Origin of the sequence: Flavobacterium sp. CAU 1735, from assembly GCF_039888695.1 — a bacterium.
In the GTDB taxonomy this organism is placed as follows: domain Bacteria; phylum Bacteroidota; class Bacteroidia; order Flavobacteriales; family Flavobacteriaceae; genus Flavobacterium.
The window spans coordinates 108813-129520 of record NZ_JBDQQQ010000008.1 but is presented as its reverse complement, the minus strand read 5'-3'; the positions used below and the strand labels follow the sequence as shown (position 1 = coordinate 129520).

At 39.9% G+C, this 20708-nt stretch carries 21 protein-coding genes; 13 read left to right on the top strand and 8 right to left on the bottom strand.

Annotated elements, in window-relative coordinates; translation table 11 throughout:
- Positions 1-73: 73 nt before the first annotated feature.
- Together AAFN64_RS15865 and AAFN64_RS15860 are read left to right on the top strand one after the other, a co-directional pair.
- Positions 74-865, top strand: coding sequence for a hypothetical protein (locus AAFN64_RS15865; protein WP_347761231.1), 792 nt, complete (start codon positions 74-76; stop codon positions 863-865).
- Positions 865-1479 (top strand): deoxynucleoside kinase, encoded by a 615-nt coding sequence (locus AAFN64_RS15860; RefSeq protein ID WP_136403641.1) that lies wholly within the window; start codon positions 865-867, stop codon positions 1477-1479. Before AAFN64_RS15865 ends, AAFN64_RS15860 begins: the two co-directional genes overlap by 1 nt.
- 110 nt (positions 1480-1589) lie before the next feature.
- Here the strand turns inward: AAFN64_RS15860 and AAFN64_RS15855 are convergent, their stop codons facing one another.
- The 5 genes from AAFN64_RS15855 to AAFN64_RS15835 form a co-directional block, all read right to left on the bottom strand.
- Complete coding sequence (locus AAFN64_RS15855; RefSeq protein ID WP_347761229.1) at positions 1590-2261, bottom strand: copper homeostasis protein CutC; 672 nt, start codon at positions 2259-2261, stop codon at positions 1590-1592.
- 1 nt (position 2262) lies between these two features.
- A complete protein-coding gene (locus AAFN64_RS15850) occupies positions 2263-3261 on the bottom strand; it encodes a N(4)-(beta-N-acetylglucosaminyl)-L-asparaginase (protein WP_347761227.1) in 999 nt (332 codons plus the stop codon).
- 123 nt (positions 3262-3384) lie between these two features.
- The gene (locus AAFN64_RS15845; RefSeq protein ID WP_136403644.1) at positions 3385-3918 is read right to left on the bottom strand and encodes an inorganic diphosphatase; all 534 of its coding nucleotides are present in this window, start codon (positions 3916-3918) and stop codon (positions 3385-3387) included.
- 122 nt (positions 3919-4040) lie between these two features.
- Positions 4041-6554 (bottom strand): DUF5686 family protein, encoded by a 2514-nt coding sequence (locus AAFN64_RS15840; protein WP_347761225.1) that lies wholly within the window; start codon positions 6552-6554, stop codon positions 4041-4043.
- Between the two features lie 60 nt (positions 6555-6614).
- The gene (locus AAFN64_RS15835) at positions 6615-7592 is read right to left on the bottom strand and encodes a pyruvate dehydrogenase complex E1 component subunit beta (protein WP_136403646.1); all 978 of its coding nucleotides are present in this window, start codon (positions 7590-7592) and stop codon (positions 6615-6617) included.
- A gap of 277 nt (positions 7593-7869) precedes the next feature.
- Here AAFN64_RS15835 and AAFN64_RS15830 point away from each other — a divergent pair, with 277 nt between their 5' ends.
- The 6 genes from AAFN64_RS15830 (at position 7870) to AAFN64_RS15805 (ending at position 12189) form a co-directional block, all read left to right on the top strand.
- The gene (locus AAFN64_RS15830) at positions 7870-8616 is read left to right on the top strand and encodes an electron transfer flavoprotein subunit beta/FixA family protein (RefSeq protein WP_347761224.1); all 747 of its coding nucleotides are present in this window, start codon (positions 7870-7872) and stop codon (positions 8614-8616) included.
- Between the two features lie 33 nt (positions 8617-8649).
- The gene (locus AAFN64_RS15825) at positions 8650-9618 is read left to right on the top strand and encodes an electron transfer flavoprotein subunit alpha/FixB family protein (RefSeq protein ID WP_347761222.1); all 969 of its coding nucleotides are present in this window, start codon (positions 8650-8652) and stop codon (positions 9616-9618) included.
- A gap of 214 nt (positions 9619-9832) precedes the next feature.
- Positions 9833-10462 (top strand): bifunctional nuclease family protein, encoded by a 630-nt coding sequence (locus tag AAFN64_RS15820; RefSeq protein ID WP_300484810.1) that lies wholly within the window; start codon positions 9833-9835, stop codon positions 10460-10462.
- 23 nt (positions 10463-10485) lie between these two features.
- The gene (locus AAFN64_RS15815) at positions 10486-11310 is read left to right on the top strand and encodes a thymidylate synthase (RefSeq protein WP_347761220.1); all 825 of its coding nucleotides are present in this window, start codon (positions 10486-10488) and stop codon (positions 11308-11310) included.
- 46 nt (positions 11311-11356) lie between these two features.
- The gene (locus tag AAFN64_RS15810) at positions 11357-11695 is read left to right on the top strand and encodes a 2TM domain-containing protein (RefSeq protein ID WP_300484806.1); all 339 of its coding nucleotides are present in this window, start codon (positions 11357-11359) and stop codon (positions 11693-11695) included.
- 5 nt (positions 11696-11700) lie between these two features.
- Complete coding sequence (locus tag AAFN64_RS15805; protein ID WP_347761219.1) at positions 11701-12189, top strand: dihydrofolate reductase; 489 nt, start codon at positions 11701-11703, stop codon at positions 12187-12189.
- 185 nt (positions 12190-12374) lie between these two features.
- Here AAFN64_RS15805 and AAFN64_RS15800 read toward each other — a convergent pair whose 3' ends face one another.
- Positions 12375-12692: a hypothetical protein gene (locus tag AAFN64_RS15800; RefSeq protein WP_347761217.1), complete on the bottom strand. Its 318-nt coding sequence runs from the start codon at positions 12690-12692 to the stop codon at positions 12375-12377.
- Between the two features lie 183 nt (positions 12693-12875).
- Between AAFN64_RS15800 and ubiE the strand changes: the two genes are divergently transcribed.
- A complete protein-coding gene (gene ubiE / locus AAFN64_RS15795) occupies positions 12876-13607 on the top strand; it encodes a bifunctional demethylmenaquinone methyltransferase/2-methoxy-6-polyprenyl-1,4-benzoquinol methylase UbiE (protein WP_300484802.1) in 732 nt (243 codons plus the stop codon).
- A gap of 1 nt (position 13608) precedes the next feature.
- Positions 13609-14310 (top strand): porin family protein, encoded by a 702-nt coding sequence (locus tag AAFN64_RS15790; RefSeq protein ID WP_300484800.1) that lies wholly within the window; start codon positions 13609-13611, stop codon positions 14308-14310.
- Here the strand turns inward: AAFN64_RS15790 and AAFN64_RS15785 are convergent.
- Positions 14297-15037 (bottom strand): RNA methyltransferase, encoded by a 741-nt coding sequence (locus AAFN64_RS15785; protein WP_347761215.1) that lies wholly within the window; start codon positions 15035-15037, stop codon positions 14297-14299. The two genes, AAFN64_RS15790 and AAFN64_RS15785, sit on opposite strands and share 14 nt — an antisense overlap.
- A 36-nt stretch (positions 15038-15073) precedes the next feature.
- On the opposite strand from AAFN64_RS15785, the gene AAFN64_RS15780 reads away from it, so the two are divergent.
- Genes AAFN64_RS15780 through accD form a run of 3 tightly spaced genes read left to right on the top strand, consistent with a single transcriptional unit; the run spans position 15074 to position 19634 of the window.
- Complete coding sequence (locus AAFN64_RS15780; RefSeq protein ID WP_347761214.1) at positions 15074-17629, top strand: BamA/TamA family outer membrane protein; 2556 nt, start codon at positions 15074-15076, stop codon at positions 17627-17629.
- Positions 17630-17676: 47 nt separating this feature from the next.
- On the top strand, positions 17677-18744 hold the full coding sequence (gene fbaA, locus AAFN64_RS15775) for a class II fructose-bisphosphate aldolase (RefSeq protein WP_300484795.1): 1068 nt from the start codon (positions 17677-17679) through the stop codon (positions 18742-18744).
- Positions 18745-18779: 35 nt separating this feature from the next.
- Entirely contained in the window at positions 18780-19634 is an 855-nt protein-coding gene (gene accD, locus AAFN64_RS15770; protein WP_300484793.1) for an acetyl-CoA carboxylase, carboxyltransferase subunit beta, read from the top strand.
- 35 nt (positions 19635-19669) lie between these two features.
- On the opposite strand, the gene galE is transcribed toward accD, so the two are convergent.
- Positions 19670-20686 carry a UDP-glucose 4-epimerase GalE gene (gene galE / locus AAFN64_RS15765; RefSeq protein WP_347761211.1) on the bottom strand — a complete coding sequence of 339 codons (1017 nt, stop codon included), beginning with the start codon at positions 20684-20686 and terminating at the stop codon, positions 19670-19672.
- Positions 20687-20708: the final 22 nt, after the last annotated feature.

Genomic DNA, 20708 nt, shown 5'->3' with positions numbered 1-20708 from the left:
TTGTTACAAGTTGTGCTTAATTTTATATAAGACACTTTATATTATAAAAGGTTTATTTGTAATTTGCGGCACGATGCAGAAAATTGTCTTTTTCCTGATTCTTATTACCGGTCTTCAGACTCGTGCTCAAACAAAGGATATCCGTCCGGTATTGCTTTCGTCTGCACCAACGGAAAGTGCCCTTTTTATTGGTAACGATCCGTTTGGAAATACCTATACCATCAAAGACAATGAATTTCGAAAAACCAACCGAAACCAGCAATTTCAGTACCGAAATCTTTCGTTTGGCACTCTCAAACAAGTCGATCTTCAAAACCCATTGCAACTGGTGTTGTATTACAAGACTTTTAATGCTGCGGTTTTACTCGACAACCAGTTAAACGAAATACAAAAGATCAATTTTTCCGAAACCAATCCGGAACTCTTTCCGCAAGCCGTGAGTCTGGCTTCGCAAAATCGTTTGTGGTTATTTGACCTGAATTCGCAAAAACTGGGACTATACGATATTTTTAAAAACACGTTTACTCCGATTTCAACGCCAATTAAAGATGCGATACAACAATACCAATCGGATTACAACTATTTTTACTGGGTTGACATCCGAAATAATTGCTACGCGTCTACCATTTTCGGAAAAATTAGTTTCCTCGGACAGGTTCCGGCATTTGATCAACTGCAATTTATTTCACCAAAGCAGATTCTCTTTCAAAAAGACAACCGCTTGTTTCTTTATGACTTAGAAAATGCGGCTACTATAAATATAGTAATACCCGAAAAAAGCCTTGAAAGTTTTTATTATAAAGAGCAAATTTTAGCTACTTTTACCAATAACGAAATCAGAAATTATAAAATTACTTTACCATAATGCATATAGCTGTAGCAGGAAACATTGGTGCTGGAAAAACGACATTAACCCGACTTTTGGCCAAACATTTCAAATGGGAACCGCATTTTGAAGACGTGGTTGACAATCCCTATCTGGACGATTTTTACCATCAGATGGACCGTTGGTCTTTTAACCTTCAGATTTACTTCCTGAATAGCCGTTTCCGACAAATATTACAGATTCGCGAAAGCGGAAAAAAGATTATTCAGGACAGAACGATTTATGAGGATGCTCATATTTTTGCGCCCAATTTGCATGCAATGGGATTGATGACCAACCGTGACTTTAGTAATTATACGTCGCTTTTCGAGTTGATGGAAGGTTTGGTCGCACCACCGGACTTGTTGATCTATCTGCGTAGCTCGATCCCTAATCTGGTTTCTCAGATTCACAAAAGAGGCCGGGAATATGAAAACACGATTTCCATTGATTATTTAAGTCGACTTAACGAACGTTATGAAGCCTGGATTCAGACGTATACCAAAGGAAAATTACTGATCATCGATGTAGACAATATCAACTTTGTGGACAACCCGGAAGATTTAGGAAATATCATTAACCGTATTGATGCTGAGATCAACGGATTATTTTAAAATAGATAAGGCTACCAAATGGTAGCCTTTATTTTTTATACGGTTCACAGACCTGACAGGTTTTATAGTTTTAGACCTGACAGGTTTTGGAAACCTGTCAGGTCTGATTCTCAAAACAGTAAATTCTTTTTTAAAGCTTTTACCTCATCGATAGCGGCGATTCCACTAGCATCGGTTATCGCTGACGAATGGTAAAATCCGGCATTGGTTCGCGTCGCAATTCTGAAAATATTCGTCGATCGCAATCCGCCTCCGGGCATAATGGCAATGCGTTTTCCGGCATAGGCAACCAATTCCATCAATGTTCGTTCCCCTTCGTCCACATTAGGCTGTCCGCCGGACGTAAGAATAGTCGAAAAACCACAGAACACCAAATCGTCTATTGCCTGTTCCAAATCCGGAATTTCGTCAAACGCGCGGTGAAACGTACATGGCAGCGGACTTGCCAGTTGTACCAGTTCCGTATTATCTTTAATCGCAACGGCATTCTCCTGATCCAACACACCAAAAACAAACCCTTTTACCGGGAGTGTTTTTATCCGTAGGATATCGGCTTTCATCTGTTCCAATTCCTCCGGAGTATACTGAAAATCTCCCCCTCTTGGACGAATCATCACATATATATCGATCTTTATCCGATTACAGGCTTCGCGAAGCATTTCGAAACCAGGTGTCGTACCTCCCAAAAGTTGGTTTTCACATAATTCAATACGATCGGCGCCACCCTGTTCGGCAATTACCGCCGATTCCAGATTAAAGCAGGCTATTTCCAGTTGTTTCATCTTATTTTAAAAAGTAATTGGCATCGAGTAAGTTGTTTCCGGTTTCATCGTATTTCGCATAGTTAAATCCCTTTTGAATACAATAGGCACCGTGTTCGCCTTTTTTATTGAGAGCAATAAATCCCACCTGAATATCGTTTAGATTTTTATTCCGGTATTTTGTGAGTTTGATGATCCGATTTACGGCTTCCTCACAAGCTTTTTGCGGCGATTTCCCCTGTCGCATTAACTCTACCACCAAATGGCAACCCGCAATACGGATAACCTCTTCACCATGACCGGTGGCCGTTGCTGCGCCGATTTCATTATCGACATACAAACCCGCGCCGATTATAGGCGAATCGCCTACTCTACCGTGCATTTTATAGGCCATTCCGCTGGTTGTACAGGCACCGGAGAGATTGCCATTGGCATCCATCGCGATCATCCCGATCGTATCGTGGTTTTCGATATTTACAAGCGGTTTATAATTACTGCTTTCCAGCCATTCCCGCCATTCTTTTTCGGACGTTTCCGTTAGCAGGTTTTCTTTCTCATGTCCTTGTAAAAGTGCAAACTGAAACGCTCCTTCACCAACCAACATCACATGTGGTGTCTTTTCCATTACCGCCCGTGCCACCGAAATCGGATGTTTGATATGCTCCAGACAGGCTACAGATCCGATATTAGAATATTCATCCATAATACAAGCATCGAGCGTTACGCGTCCATCGCGATCCGGTCGACCGCCATAACCGACACTTCGTTCATTAGGATCGCCTTCGGGAACGCGAACACCGGCTTCGACAGCATCGAGTGCGCGACCTTTATTTTTCAGAATTTCCCAGGCGGCTTCATTAGCCGGAATTCCAAAACGCCAGGTCGAAAGTACGATTGGTTTGCGAATCGTCCCTTTGGGAACCAATGTCGTTTCCGTATCCTCTTTTTTTCCGAATGCATTTAACGCCACAGCCACCGAAGCGATCGCTGTTGTTTTGATAAAGTTTCTTCTGTTTGCCATATTTACGATACCGGTTATCTTTAAACAACAAAACACAAACCTGTGTTTCGTTTGTGTTTATAATGCTGTTAAAGTTACTTAAAATCCATAAAAAAAGCCTCATGATACATGAGGCTTTTGATATTATAATTTAATCGAATAGCTGTCTTTTTTTGCCTGATCCAATTCCTGGAAACGTTTTGCACATTCTTCGATCATGGCTTGTGCTTCTTTCACATCGCCCCATCCCTGTACATCAACCTGTTTGTTTTCAAGATCTTTGTACACTTGGAAGAAATGCTCGATTTCTTTGATTGTATGAATATTGATATCGGAGATATCGTTTAATTTATTCATAATCGGATCGGATACCGGTACACAAACGATTTTCTCATCCGGACCTTTATCATCTGCCATTTTAAAAACAGCAATTGGTTTTACCTCAACCAAACATCCCGGAACAGAAGGCTCCGTAAACAATACCAAAACATCAAGCGGATCACCGTCCAAAGCTAAAGTTTCAGGAATAAATCCGTAATCAGCCGGGTAAAACATGGCCGAATATAACATTCTGTCAAAACGGATTCTCTTTTGTTCAAAATCGTATTCGTATTTATTTCTGCTTCCTCTTGGGATTTCGATAAACGCATCGAATGATTCAATAGTAAGTGTACTCATTTTTATACTTTTTGTTCTAAATTAAGCGACTGCAAAGGTATAATAAAATTGATTTTTCACAAGTTTAATTCCATTTAATGCATTGCTTTTGATATGCTTTAGCTTAAATTCTTACAATTCTGCTAGAATTCCGGGATAAAGCCGAAACGCACTCCGAAGCCCGGCGATTGTTTTCCGTTAACGGCAGTAAAATCGTTTCTCCAGATAAAGTCCACCCGGAATGGTCGGAAGTTTCCGTAACCGATATTTTCAAATCCGAATCCATATTCGCTATACACTTTATCCGAAGGCGCCTGATAGGCAATAAACGAACGGTTCATATCGATATTTTTCTGAGAGATACTACCGTAAGCAAATCGGTAAAAAATCAAACTTCTCCATTTTAGTTTTTTGAGCAACGGAATACGGTTCATGATAAGCCCGTTGAAATGATGTTCAAAATGAGCGGCCAGATAGGTATCGGTCACAAAATCATAGTAGTTTAGCAAGGAGAACGAATTCGGCACTACGGAAAACGTCTGGTCGGCAGTAATCGGGTTTAGCAACGGTAACGGAACCGCATCGAACACTTTTCCGAATTCGATATTCGTTTTCAGGGTTCCGAAATTACTTAGGAAGATCGGTTTGTTCACCGACATCTGAATTTTGTTATAGTCAAAATCACCTCCAAAAACACCTTTATTACCGCGGATGTATTTTAAGATGATCGTAGGATATAAGGTTGTTCCCAATTTCTGATCCACACCAAAACCGTATACATATCGGCCCGGCGTATAGATTAGGGATATATTACTAGTATAATCCGTTAGTCCGGTTTGTGTTAATCCGGTTTGCGGATCGGCATAATCAATGGAAAAATGTTCCGGATCGGCTGCTTTGATTTGTTGGCGAACGGAAGAAACATTCATGTGCAAATTATTACTAAATGCAAAATCAAAATTAACCGAAGTTCGTTTTACCCGTGACAGGAAGTAATTTTCCCCACGTCCGATGATCACATTTGTATTCAGGTTTTTCGGCAATAATTCATCCGTTTCGATCAATTTACCCCCCAATTGCAGGTTATCATCCAAATGAGAAGCTCCCACCACGATACGCGGTTTAAAGCTCAACAAATACTTGGCTTCTGCTCCGTATTTAAACTTTTTATCTTTGGTTCCATAGGCACCATAAACCATCGCACGGAAGCGATCGTTATCGGTTTTATAGGTTCGAAAACCGGCTCTGATTCGCAGTCCTTCCACATTATTATTGGTAAAAAGCTGCCATAAATATCCGATCTGAACTCCATCAAACAAGCCCATATAGCCCGAAGACAATACCGTGATAATATCGGTCACACTCCGCACTTTTTTATTCGATTTTAAATCCTGGATTACCTTACGTGTTTCTTCTGTTTTGAGCTCAGATGCCCGTAGCGATTTCCAGTATTGATCTTCTTTATCAAACTGATTGCCTCGGGTCTGGATAATCTTACCGTCGTAGAATGCATCCTCTTTTGGCTGATTGAGGACATAATCACTATAAACGAGATTCTTTTTTACATAGAATCCTTTTTCATCGTCGCTTTTTGTGAACAACGTAAAATCGCCTTCATAATAATCCCGGGTTGGCAAATACATCGTATCGTTAACCGTTTCGAAGTACTTTTCGAAATACAGATTTCGCACCAGACTCAGGTTGATATTTTTATTCGTTCGCATTGAAATTTCGGTCAATGCAAAGTTTTTATCGGTTACTTTAAAACTTCCTTCAAAAACCAGGTCGGCCGATTCTCTTGGAAAGAAATAAATATGGTATGTTTTTTTTCCGCCTTCGACAATACTATCTTTTAACAGGTATTCGTAAACGCCATATCCACGGGTAGAAATCGGACTCACAAACGCTTTGTTCAGAATCACAATATCGTCTTCATATACATCAATCGTCGTAAAAGTATTACTGATCCGATCGAAGATAAATCCGCGCTGATTTAGCCCGGTATTTCGTTCGGCTTCCATATCGATTCGCTCCTTATTGAGTAGGTTGTTACCGTATACATGTTCGTTGGTTTCTTTCATGTATACCGGTACGATAAATTTATTCTGACGACGTTCTTCTTTTACGATTGCCGCCACGGAATCATAGCCGCTTCCTACAATTTTTCGCAGAAAAACACTGTCAAGATTACTTAATCCAAGGCTTACCGAAGAATAACGTTCATAATCATAGGCTTTTGCCAGTTTTACACCATTTTTCTTTTTATTCGCCCAAATCCCCTGTAAGATACGATAGGCCGGATTTTCCTTTTTGGACAAGTGCTTTTTAGGTTTGTTCACAATGAGTACTTCCTGCAACTCCTGTCCTATCGTCAGTTTGACTTTTAAGTTTTCGGTTACGTCATTTTTCAGGACAACCTCCTGATTCGTATACCCTACAAAAGAGGCTACCAATACTTTTTGGGTGGTATCCGATGACAAGGTAAACTTCCCGTTTTCGTTGGTTGTAACACCAATTGTAGTTCCTTTAAAATAGACACTCGCAAACGGCATCGGTTCGTTCATTTCGTCGTAAACCGTACCGGTCACCTTGGTCTGTGCCTGTAATCCAATGGAAAAGATAAAAATTAAATATAGTGCGTAAGATAATTTCCTCATAAGCAAAAAAAAAGCTTCATCTGTTTTACAGATGAAGCTTCAAATATAAATTATATTTTCTTATTTATAGGTAACTTTCTTCACTGCTTTTACAACATCAGCTGCATTAGGCAACCATTCTTTTAAAAGCACAGGAGAATACGGTGCCGGTGTATCGGCTGTAGTAATTCTCTGAATAGGAGCATCCAAATAATCGAATGCTTTTTCCTGAACCATATAGGTAATTTCCGAAGCCACACTACCAAACGGCCATGCTTCTTCCAACACTACCAAACGGTTGGTTTTTTTAACCGATTTCAGGATCGATTCGTAATCCATCGGACGAACGGTTCTTAAATCGATAATCTCACAAGAGATACCTTCTTTAGCCAATTCGTCAGCAGCGATATACGCTTCTTTGATAATTTTACCAAATGAAACAATCGTCACGTCGGTTCCTTCGCGTTTAATTTCAGCCACTCCCAATGGGATAGTATATTCTCCTTCCGGCACTTCACCTTTATCACCGTACATTTGTTCGGATTCCATAAAGATTACCGGATCGTTATCACGGATTGCCGATTTTAATAATCCTTTTGCATCGTATGGATTGGAAGGTACCACTACTTTTAATCCCGGAGTATTGGCAAACCAGTTTTCGAAAGCCTGTGAGTGCGTTGCCGCCAATTGACCGGCAGAAGCTGTAGGACCACGGAATACGATAGGCATTGAGAATTGTCCGGCAGACATCTGACGCATTTTTGCAGCGTTGTTGATGATCTGGTCAATTCCCACCAATGAAAAGTTAAACGTCATGAATTCCACAATCGGGCGGTTACCATTCATCGCAGAACCCACCGCGATTCCGGCAAAACCTAGTTCGGCGATAGGCGTATCGATAACTCGTTTCGGACCAAACTCATCCAACATTCCTTTGGAAGCTTTATAGGCTCCGTTATATTCGGCTACCTCTTCACCCATTAAATATATCGATTCGTCGCGACGCATTTCTTCGCTCATCGCTTCACAAATCGCTTCTCTAAACTGTATCGTTCTCATTTATTTTGTTTTTCCTTGTTTATTCAATTGGCAAAAGTAAAAATTTTAAATCACTTAGCCGCGTTTCACGAACAATTATAACATTCTCTTGTTATAAAGACAAAAAAGTTTTGATTTCGCAAAAAAGCTTTTCTTTTCAGAACCTTTTTAAAATTATTAGGAATTTATCCTTTAGATCGTTGAAAAAAAGGTATTTATTATGCATGCATAGCATTTTATTGAAATAAAATCACTACTTTCGTTGCTCAAAAATTAATCAACTTTAACTTTAATTAAAATGAAAATATTAGTTTGCATCAGTCATGTGCCTGATACTACTTCAAAAATTAACTTTGTTAATGGCGATTCAGAATTTGACACAAACGGTGTACAATTCGTAATTAATCCGAATGATGAGTTTGGTTTAACCAGAGCCATTTGGTTTAAAGAGCAACAAGGAGCAAATGTAACGGTGGTGAATGTTGGCGGACCTGATGCAGAAGCGACCTTACGTAAAGCATTGGCAATTGGTGCCGATGAAGCTATTCGTGTGAACGCTGTTCCTACCGATGGTTTCTTCGTAGCAAAACAATTGGCCGAAGTGGTTAAAAACGGAAACTACGATTTAGTAATTGCCGGAAAAGAATCATTAGACTACAACGGTGGAATGGTACCTGGAATGTTGGCTGCCTTAACCGGATCGGATTTTATCAACTCTTGTATCGGTATTGAAGTAAACGGAACCAGCGTAAAAGCGGTACGTGAAATCGACGGAGGAAAAGAAACCCTTAGCGCCAGCCTACCTTTAGTAGTAGGAGGACAAAAAGGTATCGTTGAAGAGAAAGACCTACGTATTCCGAACATGAGAGGAATTATGACGGCTCGTACAAAAGCGTTGACTATTTTAGAACCTGTTGCAGCAGACAATAATACAAAAGCTGTAAAATTCGAAAAACCAGCTCCGAAAACAGCTGTAAAATTAGTAAGTCCTGATAATCTGGACGAACTGATCAACCTTTTACATAACGAAGCAAAAGTTATCTAATTTTTCATCCTTTAATTTTAAACAAAGAAAATCATGTCAATTTTAATATATGCTGAATCAGCAGAAGGAAAATTTAAAAAAGTAGCTTTCGAGTTGGCTTCTTATGCTAAGAAAGTTGCTGAGAAAATGGGAACGACTGTTACCGCTGTAACGGTAAACACAAGCGATGTTAGCGCTCTTTCCAAATACGGAGTAGACAAAGTATTAAAAGTAAACAACGATAAATTGGCTGCGTTTAACGCAAAGGCTTATGCTGATGTGATCAAACAAGCTGCACAAAAAGAAGGAACGAAAGTAGTTGTTTTATCATCGACTACCGACAGTTTGTATTTAGCGCCATTGGTAGCGGTAGGTTTAAATGCCGGATACGCTTCCAACGTAGTAGCATTACCGGAAAGCACTTCTCCTTTCACTGTAAAAAGAAATGCCTTTTCAAACAAAGCTTTCAACATTACAGAAGTGGCTACCGATGTAAAAGTAATCGGATTAGCGAAAAACTCATTCGGTTTGGTAGAATCGGCTTCCTCTGCGACTGAAGAAGATTTCGCACCATCATTAAACGATGCGGATTTCTCAATCAAAGTTGAAAACGTAGAAAAAGTAACCGGAAAAGTAACCATTGCCGATGCGGAGATTGTAGTTTCTGCAGGACGTGGATTAAAAGGACCTGAAAACTGGGGAATGATCGAAGATCTTGCTACAGTTTTAGGAGCGGCAACGGCTTGTTCGAAACCGGTATCCGATTTAGGATGGAGACCTCATAGCGAACACGTAGGACAAACCGGAAAACCGGTAGCAGCCAACCTGTATATCGCGATTGGTATCTCGGGAGCGATCCAGCACATTGCCGGAATCAACTCATCAAAAGTAAAAGTAGTAATCAACCCGGATGCAGACGCACCATTCTTTAAAGTTGCCGATTACGGAGTAGTTGGTGACGCATTCGATGTTGTACCAAAATTAGTGGAGAAATTAAAAGAATTTAAAGCACACAATTCTTAATTTTCAAACAACCATACCAAACGGGCTTTCTAATCTAAAGATTTAGTATCTTTGTTAGTAAGCCCGTTTTTTTTTATTTTTAAAAGCGAAAATTTTAGGTTTACTTTGCAAACCTTTTTACGACACCCGGAGACCTTTTAAAATCCGTAGCTTCGTAAAAAGACGGCAAAGCCAAAGTACTGCCGTTCAAAAAGAATAATGTAGCAACCTCCAGATGAGCTTAGTAAAATTAACGATAAAAGGAATTTCATACAGTCAGACGCAAAACGGCGCATACGCTTTAATTTTGAACGAGGTAGACGGCGAGCGAAAATTACCGATCGTCATCGGTGCTTTTGAAGCCCAGTCGATCGCCATCGCTTTAGAAAAAGAAATCAAACCACCTCGCCCGTTAACCCATGATTTATTCAAAAATTTTGCCGACCGTTTTGACATTGTCGTAAAACAGGTGATCATCCACAAGCTGGTAGACGGTGTATTCTTTTCGAGTATTATCTGCGAAAGAGACCGCATTGAAGAAATTATCGATGCCCGTACTTCCGATGCAATTGCTCTAGCACTTCGTTTTAACGCTCCTATTTTCACCTATAAAAACATACTCGACAAAGCCGGTATTTATTTAAAAGTCAGCCCGATTGATGAAAACAGTAAAAAAGAAGAAGGCGACGATCCGTTGAGCAGTCCAGAGACATTCGGATTAACCGACGACGAAACTGTTTCCGGAGAAACCTACTCCCAATACAGTCTGGCCGAATTATACGATTTACTGGAAACTGCCGTTCAGAATGAAGATTATGAAAAGGCCGCCAAAATACGCGACGAAATTTCCAAAAAAGAATCCTAATCCCAAGCAATAGCCTACCCATCATGAGACAATATTTAGATTTAGTACAACACGTTTTAGACAACGGAAGTCAGAAAGGCGACCGAACCGGAACCGGAACCAAAAGTGTTTTTGGTTATCAGATGCGTTTTGATCTAAGCGAAGGTTTCCCGTTGGTAACCACCAAAAAAGTACACTTAAAATCTATTATTCACGAATTGCTTTGGTTTTTAAAAGGCGAAACCAATATTGCTTATCTAAAAGAAAACGGCGTTAAAATCTGGGACGAATGGGCCGATGAAAATGGCGATTTAGGTCCGATTTACGGCCATCAGTGGCGTAACTGGAATGACGAAGAAATTGATCAAATAACCGAGCTAATCGATACGCTTAAAAACAATCCGAATAGCCGACGTATGTTGATTTCGGCCTGGAATCCGAGTGTCCTACCCGATACTTCCAAATCGTTTGCCGAAAATGTAGCCAACCACAAAGCGGCTTTACCACCTTGTCATGCTTTTTTCCAGTTTTACGTATCCGACGGTAAATTATCCTGTCAGTTATACCAGCGTAGTGCCGACGTATTCTTAGGCGTACCGTTTAATATTGCTTCCTATGCCTTGTTCACAATGATGATTGCACAGGTATGTGATTTAGCACCGGGTGATTTTATTCACACTTTCGGAGACGTACACATCTACAACAACCATATCGAACAAGTTCAATTACAATTGACGCGCGAGCCGCATGCCTTACCAAAAATGATTCTGAATCCGGCCATTAAAAATATTTTCGATTTTACCTTTGAAGACTTTACTTTAACCGATTACGATCCGCATCCGGCCATTAAAGGAGCTGTTTCTATTTAATTTTTAAAAGAAATTACTTATCTTTATTTCCATAAAACAATTCTATATGGAAATAAACCAACACGAGCTGTATGAATATGCCAGACAACGCTTAAAACAAAAAAAGCGTCTCTATTTTCATTTTGTCCTGTTTTTCCTGGGAAGCATATTCTGTATTATAGCCAATAAGCTATTGAATGTTAAACCGGAAATGGACTGGTACTTATGGGTGATCACCATATGGTTTTTTATTTTTGTACTGCATTTTATCCGTGTGTTTATTACCGATAGTTTTATGAATAAAAAATGGGAACGGGCTCAGATTGACAAACTCATGTTACAACAGGAGCGCAAAATAGAACAACTTCAGAAAGACATCGACAAAAAGAACAACACGCCACAATAAACAACATGATTACGATTATCGCTGCTGCGGCAGAAAACAATGCATTGGGTAAAGACAACCAGATGATCTGGCATTTACCGGATGATTTTAAACGTTTCCGGGCATTAACAACCGGACATTATATCATTATGGGACGCAAGACTTTCGAAAGTCTACCGAAGCTACTTCCCAACCGGACACATGTGATCATTACCCGGCAACAGGATTATCCGGTTCCCGAAGGTTGTATCCGCGTTAATTCCCTGGAAGACGCGATCAAAGCTTGTCCGCAAAACGAAACTATTTTTATTATCGGTGGCGGCGAAATTTACAGACAATCGCTATCCCTTTCCGATACTATCGAACTAACCCGTGTTTTCACCAATCCGGAAGCCGATGCTTATTTCCCGGAAATCCATCCAAGCGAATGGCAACTGGTTTCGGAAGAATTCCATCCAAAAGACGAAAAACACGCTTTTGATTTTAGTTTTCAGACCTTTACAAAAATAAAATAGCACCATTGCTATAACCAAAAAAAATCGCCTACACTTTTAGAGCGATTACAAAATGCGTGAAATTGCGAGATTATTCGATAAGCTCGCAATTTTTATTTTCATAGGTAAACCGCATAAAAAAACATCCTGATGTTACCATCGGGATGTTTTATAAATAAACTAGCTGTATCAAAAGTTATTCGGTTTTATTCGAGTGAAAGTACCTGATAACATAAAATAAAGATTGCCACCGTTAGCAATAATCCGGAGATAAAAATGATAACATTAGCAAACCGTTGAGAATACATCTCAAAAAAGCCTTTAATACCAAATACCACAAAAGTACTAAAGACAAAAAAAACTAAAATTTCCAAAAACAAATTTAACCCAAAGAACGTTTGCGGTACCCCATATTCAGCGGGGTTAAAGTTAAACCCACTGTTGATACTCTCCACCAGAATCAATGTGACGACCAGTACCAATAGCATCCATTTCAATTCCGAAAAAAATAATTTTGATAGCATAGTTCATTACTTTTATACACTGTAAATTTCCCAATAATAACAACACCAGACAATCGCCAAATCTTTGTATTTTTCACCTCACTAAATTTAGTGAACCCTGTCTAACCAAATATTGCCAATAACAAGGCTATTCTTTTCAAATACGGCACTTTTCTATTATCTTTGCTCCAAATTTCTCATAGAATGTCAAAAAATATCACGCCTTATAAAGATTCCGAACTCGGAAAAAAAGAACAAGTAACCCAAATGTTTGATACGATTTCCGGGAAGTACGACAATTTAAATCGTGTTATTTCTTTTGGTATCGATATTAAATGGCGCAATAAGGTTTTAAAAATTGTTTCCGACAAAAAGCCGCAAACCGTTTTGGATATTGCCACCGGAACCGGCGATTTAGCTATTTTGATGACCAAAACCAGTGCGACTAAAATTATCGGATTGGATATTTCGTCCGGAATGCTTGAAGTTGGGAAACAAAAAATTGAACACCTCAACCTTACCGACAAAATCGAAATGGTTTTAGGTGATTCTGAAAACATTCCTTACGGCGACAATTATTTTGATGCGATCACCGTAGCATTTGGTGTACGAAATTTTGAAACATTGGAAAAAGGATTATCCGAGATTTTAAGGGTATTAAAACCGGGCGGTGTTTTTGTGATTTTGGAGACTTCGGTACCTACCCGTTTCCCTTTTAAACAGGGCTATCACTTTTACACCAAAAACATTTTACCGTTAATCGGCAAACTGTTTTCCAAAGACAAAGTAGCCTATTCTTACCTATCCGAATCGGCTTCCGTTTTTCCACATGGCGAAGCGTTAAACAATATTTTGCGAAAAGTTGGGTTTATAGATGTGAAACATGCTCCTCAGACATTCGGAGCGGCAACGATATATTCAGCGTCAAAAAAATAACATGAGAAAATTCATCCTTATTTCCTTATTACTTCTGTCACTAAACAGCTTTTCACAGTCGATGTTTAGTAAAAATCCGGTTATTAACCTGGAAAACTTTGACAAGCAACGCGTACACTGGGGCTATTTTTTAGGATTCAGCAGCTACGATTTTAAGTTTGACTATATCAAACCCGGCGTCGACATTGAAGTAAAAGGAACCACCGGATTTAACGTAGGTCTGGTTGGAAACTTAAGGATAATGGAACACCTCGATCTTCGTTTCGAACCCGGATTGTATTATACGCAACGGGATCTTACTTTCCACGATCCGAGTCTAACCCGACCGGTAGAACAATTACGTGAAGTAAAATCGACCTATATTCATTTCCCGTTATTGCTTAAATTCTCCTCACAGCGCTTTGGAAACGTACGACCGTATGTAGTTGGCGGATTCTCCAAGTCCTTGAATCTGGGCAGTAACCATGACGCAACAGACGATAACTACGCCTACCGTTTTCGTATGACCCGTTGGTCCACCAATTATGAATTGGGATTGGGTGTTGATTTCTATCTGGAATACTTTAAGTTTTCACCATCCATCCGTGGTGTATTCGGAATTAACGACGAGCTAATCCGCGATAACAATCCGAACAGTCCGTGGACCGGAAATGTGGAATCGATGAAAACCCGTGGGATTTTTATCAACTTTACTTTCCACTAAAAAGACCTCTTTTAAATTCGCTAAGGATTATAGCGGTAGCCGTGGCCACATTTAAGCTTTCGGTAACTTGTAAACTCCCAAAACGCGGAATTGCAATCCGTTCTGTAGTACGCTTTTCAATCGATGCCGAAATACCATTGGCTTCATTCCCCATAACAATGATTCCGTTTTCCGGAAGTTTTTGCTCATAAATATTGGCGCCATCCATAAACGTTCCGAAAACCGGTAATTCCGTTTTTTCCAGAAACGCTTCCAGATCGGTATATACTACATTCACCCGTGTAATCGAACCCATTGTTGCCTGTACCACCTTTGGATTGTAAATATCAACGGTTTCGTTCGAACATACCACATGTGAAATCCCAAACCAGTCGCTCAAACGCAAAATCGTTCCGAGATTCCCCGGATCGCGGATATCGTCCAAAGCCAGAATCAATCCGGTTTCGGCAATTGGCTTTTCCTCCGGAATACGAAACAACGCCAAACAGGTATTTGGTGTCGTTAACGCACTGATTTTTTTTAGCTCCGCCTCCGAGATAAGCGTTACTTTATTTTGCGGAAGCGTATCAAAAATAGCATCAACCGAATACAAATGGTAGAGCTCAAAATTGGAATTCAGTAATTCTTGAATTACCTTTATACCTTCAGCAAAAAATAATTCATGTTGTTTTCTATATTTTTTTTGCTGTAAACTCGTTATTAGTTTGATTTGGTTTTTACTAACCATAAAAAAATGTATTTTTGACTTACTATTGTAATCGATTTGAAAAAAAATTTATCAAAAATAGCACTATTTCTCTTATTAGGTGCAATTTTATATTCTTGTTCTCTTGTTAAAAGAGTACCCGAAGGACAGCATCTTTTAATCGAGAACACGGTAATGGTTGACGGTAAGAAAGAAAAAAGCGAGACTATTTTAAATCAGCTTTATCAAAAACCGAATAGTTCCATTCTAGGTTACCGCTTGCGATTACAGATGTATAATCTGGCCCGGAAAAGTCCGGAAGCCGATTATCAGTTATGGCTGGAAAAGAAACCCAAACGCCATAAATTCCTAACCGACCTATTATCTGAAAAACAAGTACAGCGATTGGGGCAATCCTTTTTTGTATCGGGTGCCAGTACGTTCCTAAAAAAAACGGGGGAAGCTCCTGTGATCATCGATTCTACCAAAGTACAGAAATCCAGAAACCGAATGTTGTCTTACTATTTCAACGCCGGTTATTTCAACAATAAAATCACGTATAAAATCGACACCCTACCCAACAAACGCGGCAAGGTGAACTACGAGGTCAAACTGGGCGCGCCCTATATCGTAGACAGTATTACTACTTCGATCAAAACAGCAGCTTTGGATTCGTTATTTGAACGCACCAAAAACCAATCGTTGATCGTAAAAGGCAAACAATACAATTCGCAATATTTTAGTGATGAAAGAAAACGAATTGCTACCCATTTCCGCAACAACGGAGCGTATTATTTCCAGGAAACCAATATCGAATATGATGTTGATACGGTAGCAACCAATCACAAAGCCCATGTCGATATTCTGATCGACGACCGAACCGTTAAAAAAGGAGATTCCCTGATAAAGGTTCCTTTTAAACTGTATACCATTAGCGAGGTCAATATTTTCACTGGAAATACCAATAACAAAAACAAACAAAAAGTAGCTGACAGTACCAGCTATAACAACTTCAACATTTACAGTTCCGATAAACTGAATTACCGTCCGAAAGCGATAACCGATGCGATATTTATCACCAAAGGCAGTAAATTCAGTGACTTTAGAAGACAGTTAACCTCGCGTTCTTTAAGCAACCTGCGTGTGTTTAACTATCCGAATATCGAATATGAAGAAGACAAAAACGATACAACCGGAACGTCACTGATTGCCAACATCATCTTATCGCCGCGTAAAAAATTCAATTTTAATGCTACGGCCGATTTTATGCATTCCAACATTCAGGATTTTGGTATTCTGGGAAGTGCGGCACTTTCAATTCGTAACATTTTTAGAGGTGCCGAGATTCTCGAAATCGCTTTGCGTGGAAATATCGGTTCGTCTCAGGATCTTGCCAATCCGAATAACGTATTTTTTAATATTTCGGAATACGGAGCCGATGTCAAACTTTCGTTTCCACGAATCTTTTTCCCACTAAATACCGATAAGATTATCCCGAAAAACACCCTGCCGACCACACAGATGAGCCTTGGCCTTTCGCGTCAGCAAAACATCGGTTTGGACAAAGAAAGTTTTACCGGGATTCTCAACTATAACTGGAACCCGAAACGAAACACCAATATCCGTTTCGATCTGGTCAATTTACAATACGTTCGCAACGTAAACCCGGGTAATTATTTTAGCGTGTACCACTCGTCATACGACCGTTTGAATGGTCTGGCACAGGTTTACAATACCGATCCAACCAATTTGGACGAAGAAGGTAATCTATCCATTCCGCAGGGAACCACCGGTTTTATCAACGAAGTATTAGGCGGACAAACGAGTCTTACACCAAACGACAACGATTATTACGCCATTCGGAGTATTGAAGAACGAAGATTGCGTCTAACCGAGAACAACCTTATCCTTGCGACCAACATCACCTATACCAAATCCAGTCGTACCAACATTAACGACAACGATTTTTACACCTTTAAAACCAAACTGGAATCGGCCGGAAACGTTCTGAGTCTGATTTCTAAAATCGAAAATCAGGAAGCGGATATTTACGGTCGTAAAAAATTTTTTAACGTCGAATATTCCCAATATATCAAAGGAGAAATCGACTTTATTAAAAACTGGGATTTAGGCGGCAAGCAGGTTATTGCGGCACGCGCTTTTACCGGACTGGCGATTCCGTACGGGAATTCCAATTCGATTCCGTTTTCACGAAGTTACTTTGGCGGTGGATCGAACGACAACCGGGCATGGCAGTCGTATAGTTTAGGTCCGGGGCGAAGTGGTGGTTTAAACGACTTTAACGAGGCCAACTTTAAAATTGCACTGAGTGCCGAATACCGTTTTAATATTTTTAATAAACTAAACGGTGCCTTTTTTGCCGATGCCGGAAACATCTGGAACGTTTTTGATAACGTAACCGATGAAGAAAGCGTTTTCGAAGGCTTCAAATCGTTACAGGATATTGCATTAGGTACCGGAATTGGTTTCCGCTATGATTTAAACTTCTTTGTAATCCGTTTGGATGTTGGTTTTAAAACCTACAACCCGGCCAAAGAAATGAAGGAAAGATGGTTCCGCGATATCGTACCAAATCGCGCCGTCTTAAATATTGGAATTAATTATCCTTTCTAATTTTAGAAATTATTATTTTTGTCAAAATAAATTAAAACAACAACACAATGGCTCATACAATAAAACCAGGTGTAGCAACCGGCGATCAAGTACAGGAAATCTTTCGATATGCAAAAGAAAAAGGCTTTGCCTTACCCGCAGTAAACGTTACGGGATCAAGCACTATCAACGGTGTTCTGGAAACAGCTGCCAAATTAAATGCTCCTGTTATTATCCAGTTTTCTAACGGAGGTGCTTCGTTTAATGCCGGAAAAGGACTTTCCAATGACGGTCAGAAATCGGCTATTTTGGGTGCCATTGCCGGAGCAAAACACATCCATACGCTAGCAGAAGCCTATGGTGCTACCGTGATTTTACACACCGACCATTGTGCTAAAAATTTATTACCGTGGATTGACGGTTTACTGGATGCCAGTGAAGAACACTTTAAGCAAACCGGAAAACCATTATTCAGCTCACACATGATCGATCTTTCCGAAGAGCCGATTGAAGAGAATCTGGAAATTTCCAAAAAATATCTGGAGCGTATGAGCAAAATGGGAATGACACTGGAAATCGAATTGGGAATCACAGGTGGTGAAGAAGATGGTGTAGACAATTCGGATGTAGACAGTTCCAAATTATATACACAACCGGAAGAAGTAGCTTATGCTTATGAGGAATTGATGAAAATCAGCCCTCGTTTTACAGTTGCCGCTGCTTTCGGAAACGTTCACGGTGTTTACAAACCGGGCAACGTAAAACTAACACCAAAAATCCTTAGAAACTCTCAGGAATACGTTCAGAATAAATTCAGCACCGGACACAACCCGGTTGATTTTGTATTCCACGGCGGATCCGGTTCGACATTAGAAGAGATCAGAGAAGCGATTTCATATGGCGTTATCAAAATGAACATTGACACCGACCTTCAGTTTGCTTTTACCGAAGGGGTTCGTGACTATATGGTATCAAAAATTGACTATTTAAGAACACAAATCGGAAATCCGGAAGGAGCCGATGTTCCAAATAAAAAACACTACGATCCTAGAAAATGGGTTCGCGAAGGAGAAATTACGTTTAACACACGTCTGGAACAGGCGTTTAAAGACCTGAATAACGTTAATACATTATAATGTAGTAACATTCAGATTAATTCAAATTTAAAACTATGGCTTGGTTTAAAAGAACAGCAAAAGGGATTCAAACCGCAACTGAAGATAAAAAAGATGTGCCGAAAGGACTTTGGTACAAATCACCGACAGGAAAAATCATTGATGCTGAAGAATTGGCAAAAAATCTTTGGGTAAGCCCGGAAGACGGATACCACGTTCGTATTGGCAGTAAAGAATATTTTGAAATTTTATTCGACAACAACGAATTTAAAGAACTGGATGCCAACATGACTTCTAAGGATCCGCTTAAGTTTGTGGATACTAAAAAGTACAGCGATCGTTTAAAAGACGCTATTGACAAGACCAAATTAAAAGATGCGGTTCGTACAGCGGTAGGAAAATCAAAAGGAAAAGACCTGGTTGTTGCTTCAATGGATTTTGCGTTTATCGGAGGATCAATGGGAGCTGTTGTAGGGGAAAAAATTGCCCGTGCGATCGATTATTCCATCAAGCATAAAGTACCATTTGTAATGATTTCCAAATCGGGTGGTGCCCGTATGATGGAAGCGGCATACTCCTTAATGCAGTTAGCCAAAACATCTGCAAAACTGGCGCAATTGGCCGATGCAAAAATTCCATATATCTCCTTATGTACCGATCCGACAACCGGAGGAACTACAGCATCTTATGCGATGTTAGGTGACATTAATATCGCCGAGCCAGGAGCCTTAATCGGTTTTGCCGGACCACGTGTCGTAAAAGACACCACCGGAAAAGACCTTCCGGAAGGATTCCAAACATCCGAATTCGTTTTAGAACACGGTTTCCTTGACTTTATCACGCCTCGTAAAGAGTTAAAAGACAAAATCAACTTATACCTTGATTTAATTTCAAATCAACCGGTACGATAATAAAAAATCCCGACTATAAGTCGGGATTTTTTATTTTATATACTTCGAACTTTCTGTTCCCATTTCCAGGCAGCGTCCAACGCTTCTTCCAGCGTTAATTCCGCTTTCCAGCCCAATATCTGGTTTGCTCTGTCGGTATTCGCATAGGCTTCAATAATATCCCCTTCACGTCGACCAACGATTTTATAGGGCAACGGTTTTCCACTCACCTTTTCGAAGGTACGGATCACTTCCAATACGGAACTTCCTTTTCCGGTTCCGACATTAAACACCTCAACCTTACTTTCATTTTTATGATCAATTAATCGCCGTAAAGCCACAACATGTGCTTTGGCCAGATCGACTACATGAATATAATCACGGATACAAGTACCATCGGCTGTTGGATAATCATCACCATACACCGACAATTCCTTACGGATACCAATAGCTGTTTGCGTAATAAACGGCACCAGATTTTGTGGTACACCAACGGGAAGCTCTCCTATTTCGGCTGTTTCGTGTGCTCCAATCGGATTAAAATAACGTAGTAGTATCGCATTGATACCGGAAACTTTTGCTACATCGGTAATGATTTCTTCTCCTATTCGTTTGGTATTCCCATAGGGTGACATCGCCGGTTGTACCGAAGCACATTCCGTGATCGGCATATTTTCGGCCTGTCCGTATACGGTACACGAAGAACTGAAAATAAAATACGATTCTTTTTTCTTCTGTAATTCCTGTAACAAATAAACCAACGATGCAATATTATTCTCGTAATACAGCAACGGATTCTCCACACTTTCGCCCACTGCTTTTGAAGCGGCAAAATGAATAACACCGGTAATATCGTTGTGTTTTTCAAAAAAAGCGGTTACAACAGTTTTATCACGCAAATCAATTTGCTCAAACACCGGTTTTGTACCAATTATTTTCTCAATACCTGTCAAAACATCTATAGACGAATTGGACAGATTGTCGATAATAACCACTTCAAAACCCTGACGGTATAATTCTACTACAGTATGGGATCCGATAAAACCTAAACCTCCGGTAACAACTACTTTCATTTATTTTTAAATATAAACACGA

What these genes read in the sequence shown, in the direction of transcription:
- AAFN64_RS15865 (WP_347761231.1), top strand. Translation starts at nt 74, where the DNA reads ATGCAGAAAATTGTCTTTTTCCTGATTCTTATTACCGGTCTTCAGACT.
- AAFN64_RS15860 (WP_136403641.1), top strand. Translation starts at nt 865, where the DNA reads ATGCATATAGCTGTAGCAGGAAACATTGGTGCTGGAAAAACGACATTA.
- AAFN64_RS15855 (WP_347761229.1), bottom strand. Translation starts at nt 2,261, where the DNA reads ATGAAACAACTGGAAATAGCCTGCTTTAATCTGGAATCGGCGGTAATT.
- AAFN64_RS15850 (WP_347761227.1), bottom strand. Translation starts at nt 3,261, where the DNA reads ATGGCAAACAGAAGAAACTTTATCAAAACAACAGCGATCGCTTCGGTG.
- AAFN64_RS15845 (WP_136403644.1), bottom strand. Translation starts at nt 3,918, where the DNA reads ATGAGTACACTTACTATTGAATCATTCGATGCGTTTATCGAAATCCCA.
- AAFN64_RS15840 (WP_347761225.1), bottom strand. Translation starts at nt 6,554, where the DNA reads ATGAGGAAATTATCTTACGCACTATATTTAATTTTTATCTTTTCCATT.
- AAFN64_RS15835 (WP_136403646.1), bottom strand. Translation starts at nt 7,592, where the DNA reads ATGAGAACGATACAGTTTAGAGAAGCGATTTGTGAAGCGATGAGCGAA.
- AAFN64_RS15830 (WP_347761224.1), top strand. Translation starts at nt 7,870, where the DNA reads ATGAAAATATTAGTTTGCATCAGTCATGTGCCTGATACTACTTCAAAA.
- AAFN64_RS15825 (WP_347761222.1), top strand. Translation starts at nt 8,650, where the DNA reads ATGTCAATTTTAATATATGCTGAATCAGCAGAAGGAAAATTTAAAAAA.
- AAFN64_RS15820 (WP_300484810.1), top strand. Translation starts at nt 9,833, where the DNA reads ATGAGCTTAGTAAAATTAACGATAAAAGGAATTTCATACAGTCAGACG.
- AAFN64_RS15815 (WP_347761220.1), top strand. Translation starts at nt 10,486, where the DNA reads ATGAGACAATATTTAGATTTAGTACAACACGTTTTAGACAACGGAAGT.
- AAFN64_RS15810 (WP_300484806.1), top strand. Translation starts at nt 11,357, where the DNA reads ATGGAAATAAACCAACACGAGCTGTATGAATATGCCAGACAACGCTTA.
- AAFN64_RS15805 (WP_347761219.1), top strand. Translation starts at nt 11,701, where the DNA reads ATGATTACGATTATCGCTGCTGCGGCAGAAAACAATGCATTGGGTAAA.
- AAFN64_RS15800 (WP_347761217.1), bottom strand. Translation starts at nt 12,692, where the DNA reads ATGCTATCAAAATTATTTTTTTCGGAATTGAAATGGATGCTATTGGTA.
- ubiE (WP_300484802.1), top strand. Translation starts at nt 12,876, where the DNA reads ATGTCAAAAAATATCACGCCTTATAAAGATTCCGAACTCGGAAAAAAA.
- AAFN64_RS15790 (WP_300484800.1), top strand. Translation starts at nt 13,609, where the DNA reads ATGAGAAAATTCATCCTTATTTCCTTATTACTTCTGTCACTAAACAGC.
- AAFN64_RS15785 (WP_347761215.1), bottom strand. Translation starts at nt 15,037, where the DNA reads ATGGTTAGTAAAAACCAAATCAAACTAATAACGAGTTTACAGCAAAAA.
- fbaA (WP_300484795.1), top strand. Translation starts at nt 17,677, where the DNA reads ATGGCTCATACAATAAAACCAGGTGTAGCAACCGGCGATCAAGTACAG.
- accD (WP_300484793.1), top strand. Translation starts at nt 18,780, where the DNA reads ATGGCTTGGTTTAAAAGAACAGCAAAAGGGATTCAAACCGCAACTGAA.
- galE (WP_347761211.1), bottom strand. Translation starts at nt 20,686, where the DNA reads ATGAAAGTAGTTGTTACCGGAGGTTTAGGTTTTATCGGATCCCATACT.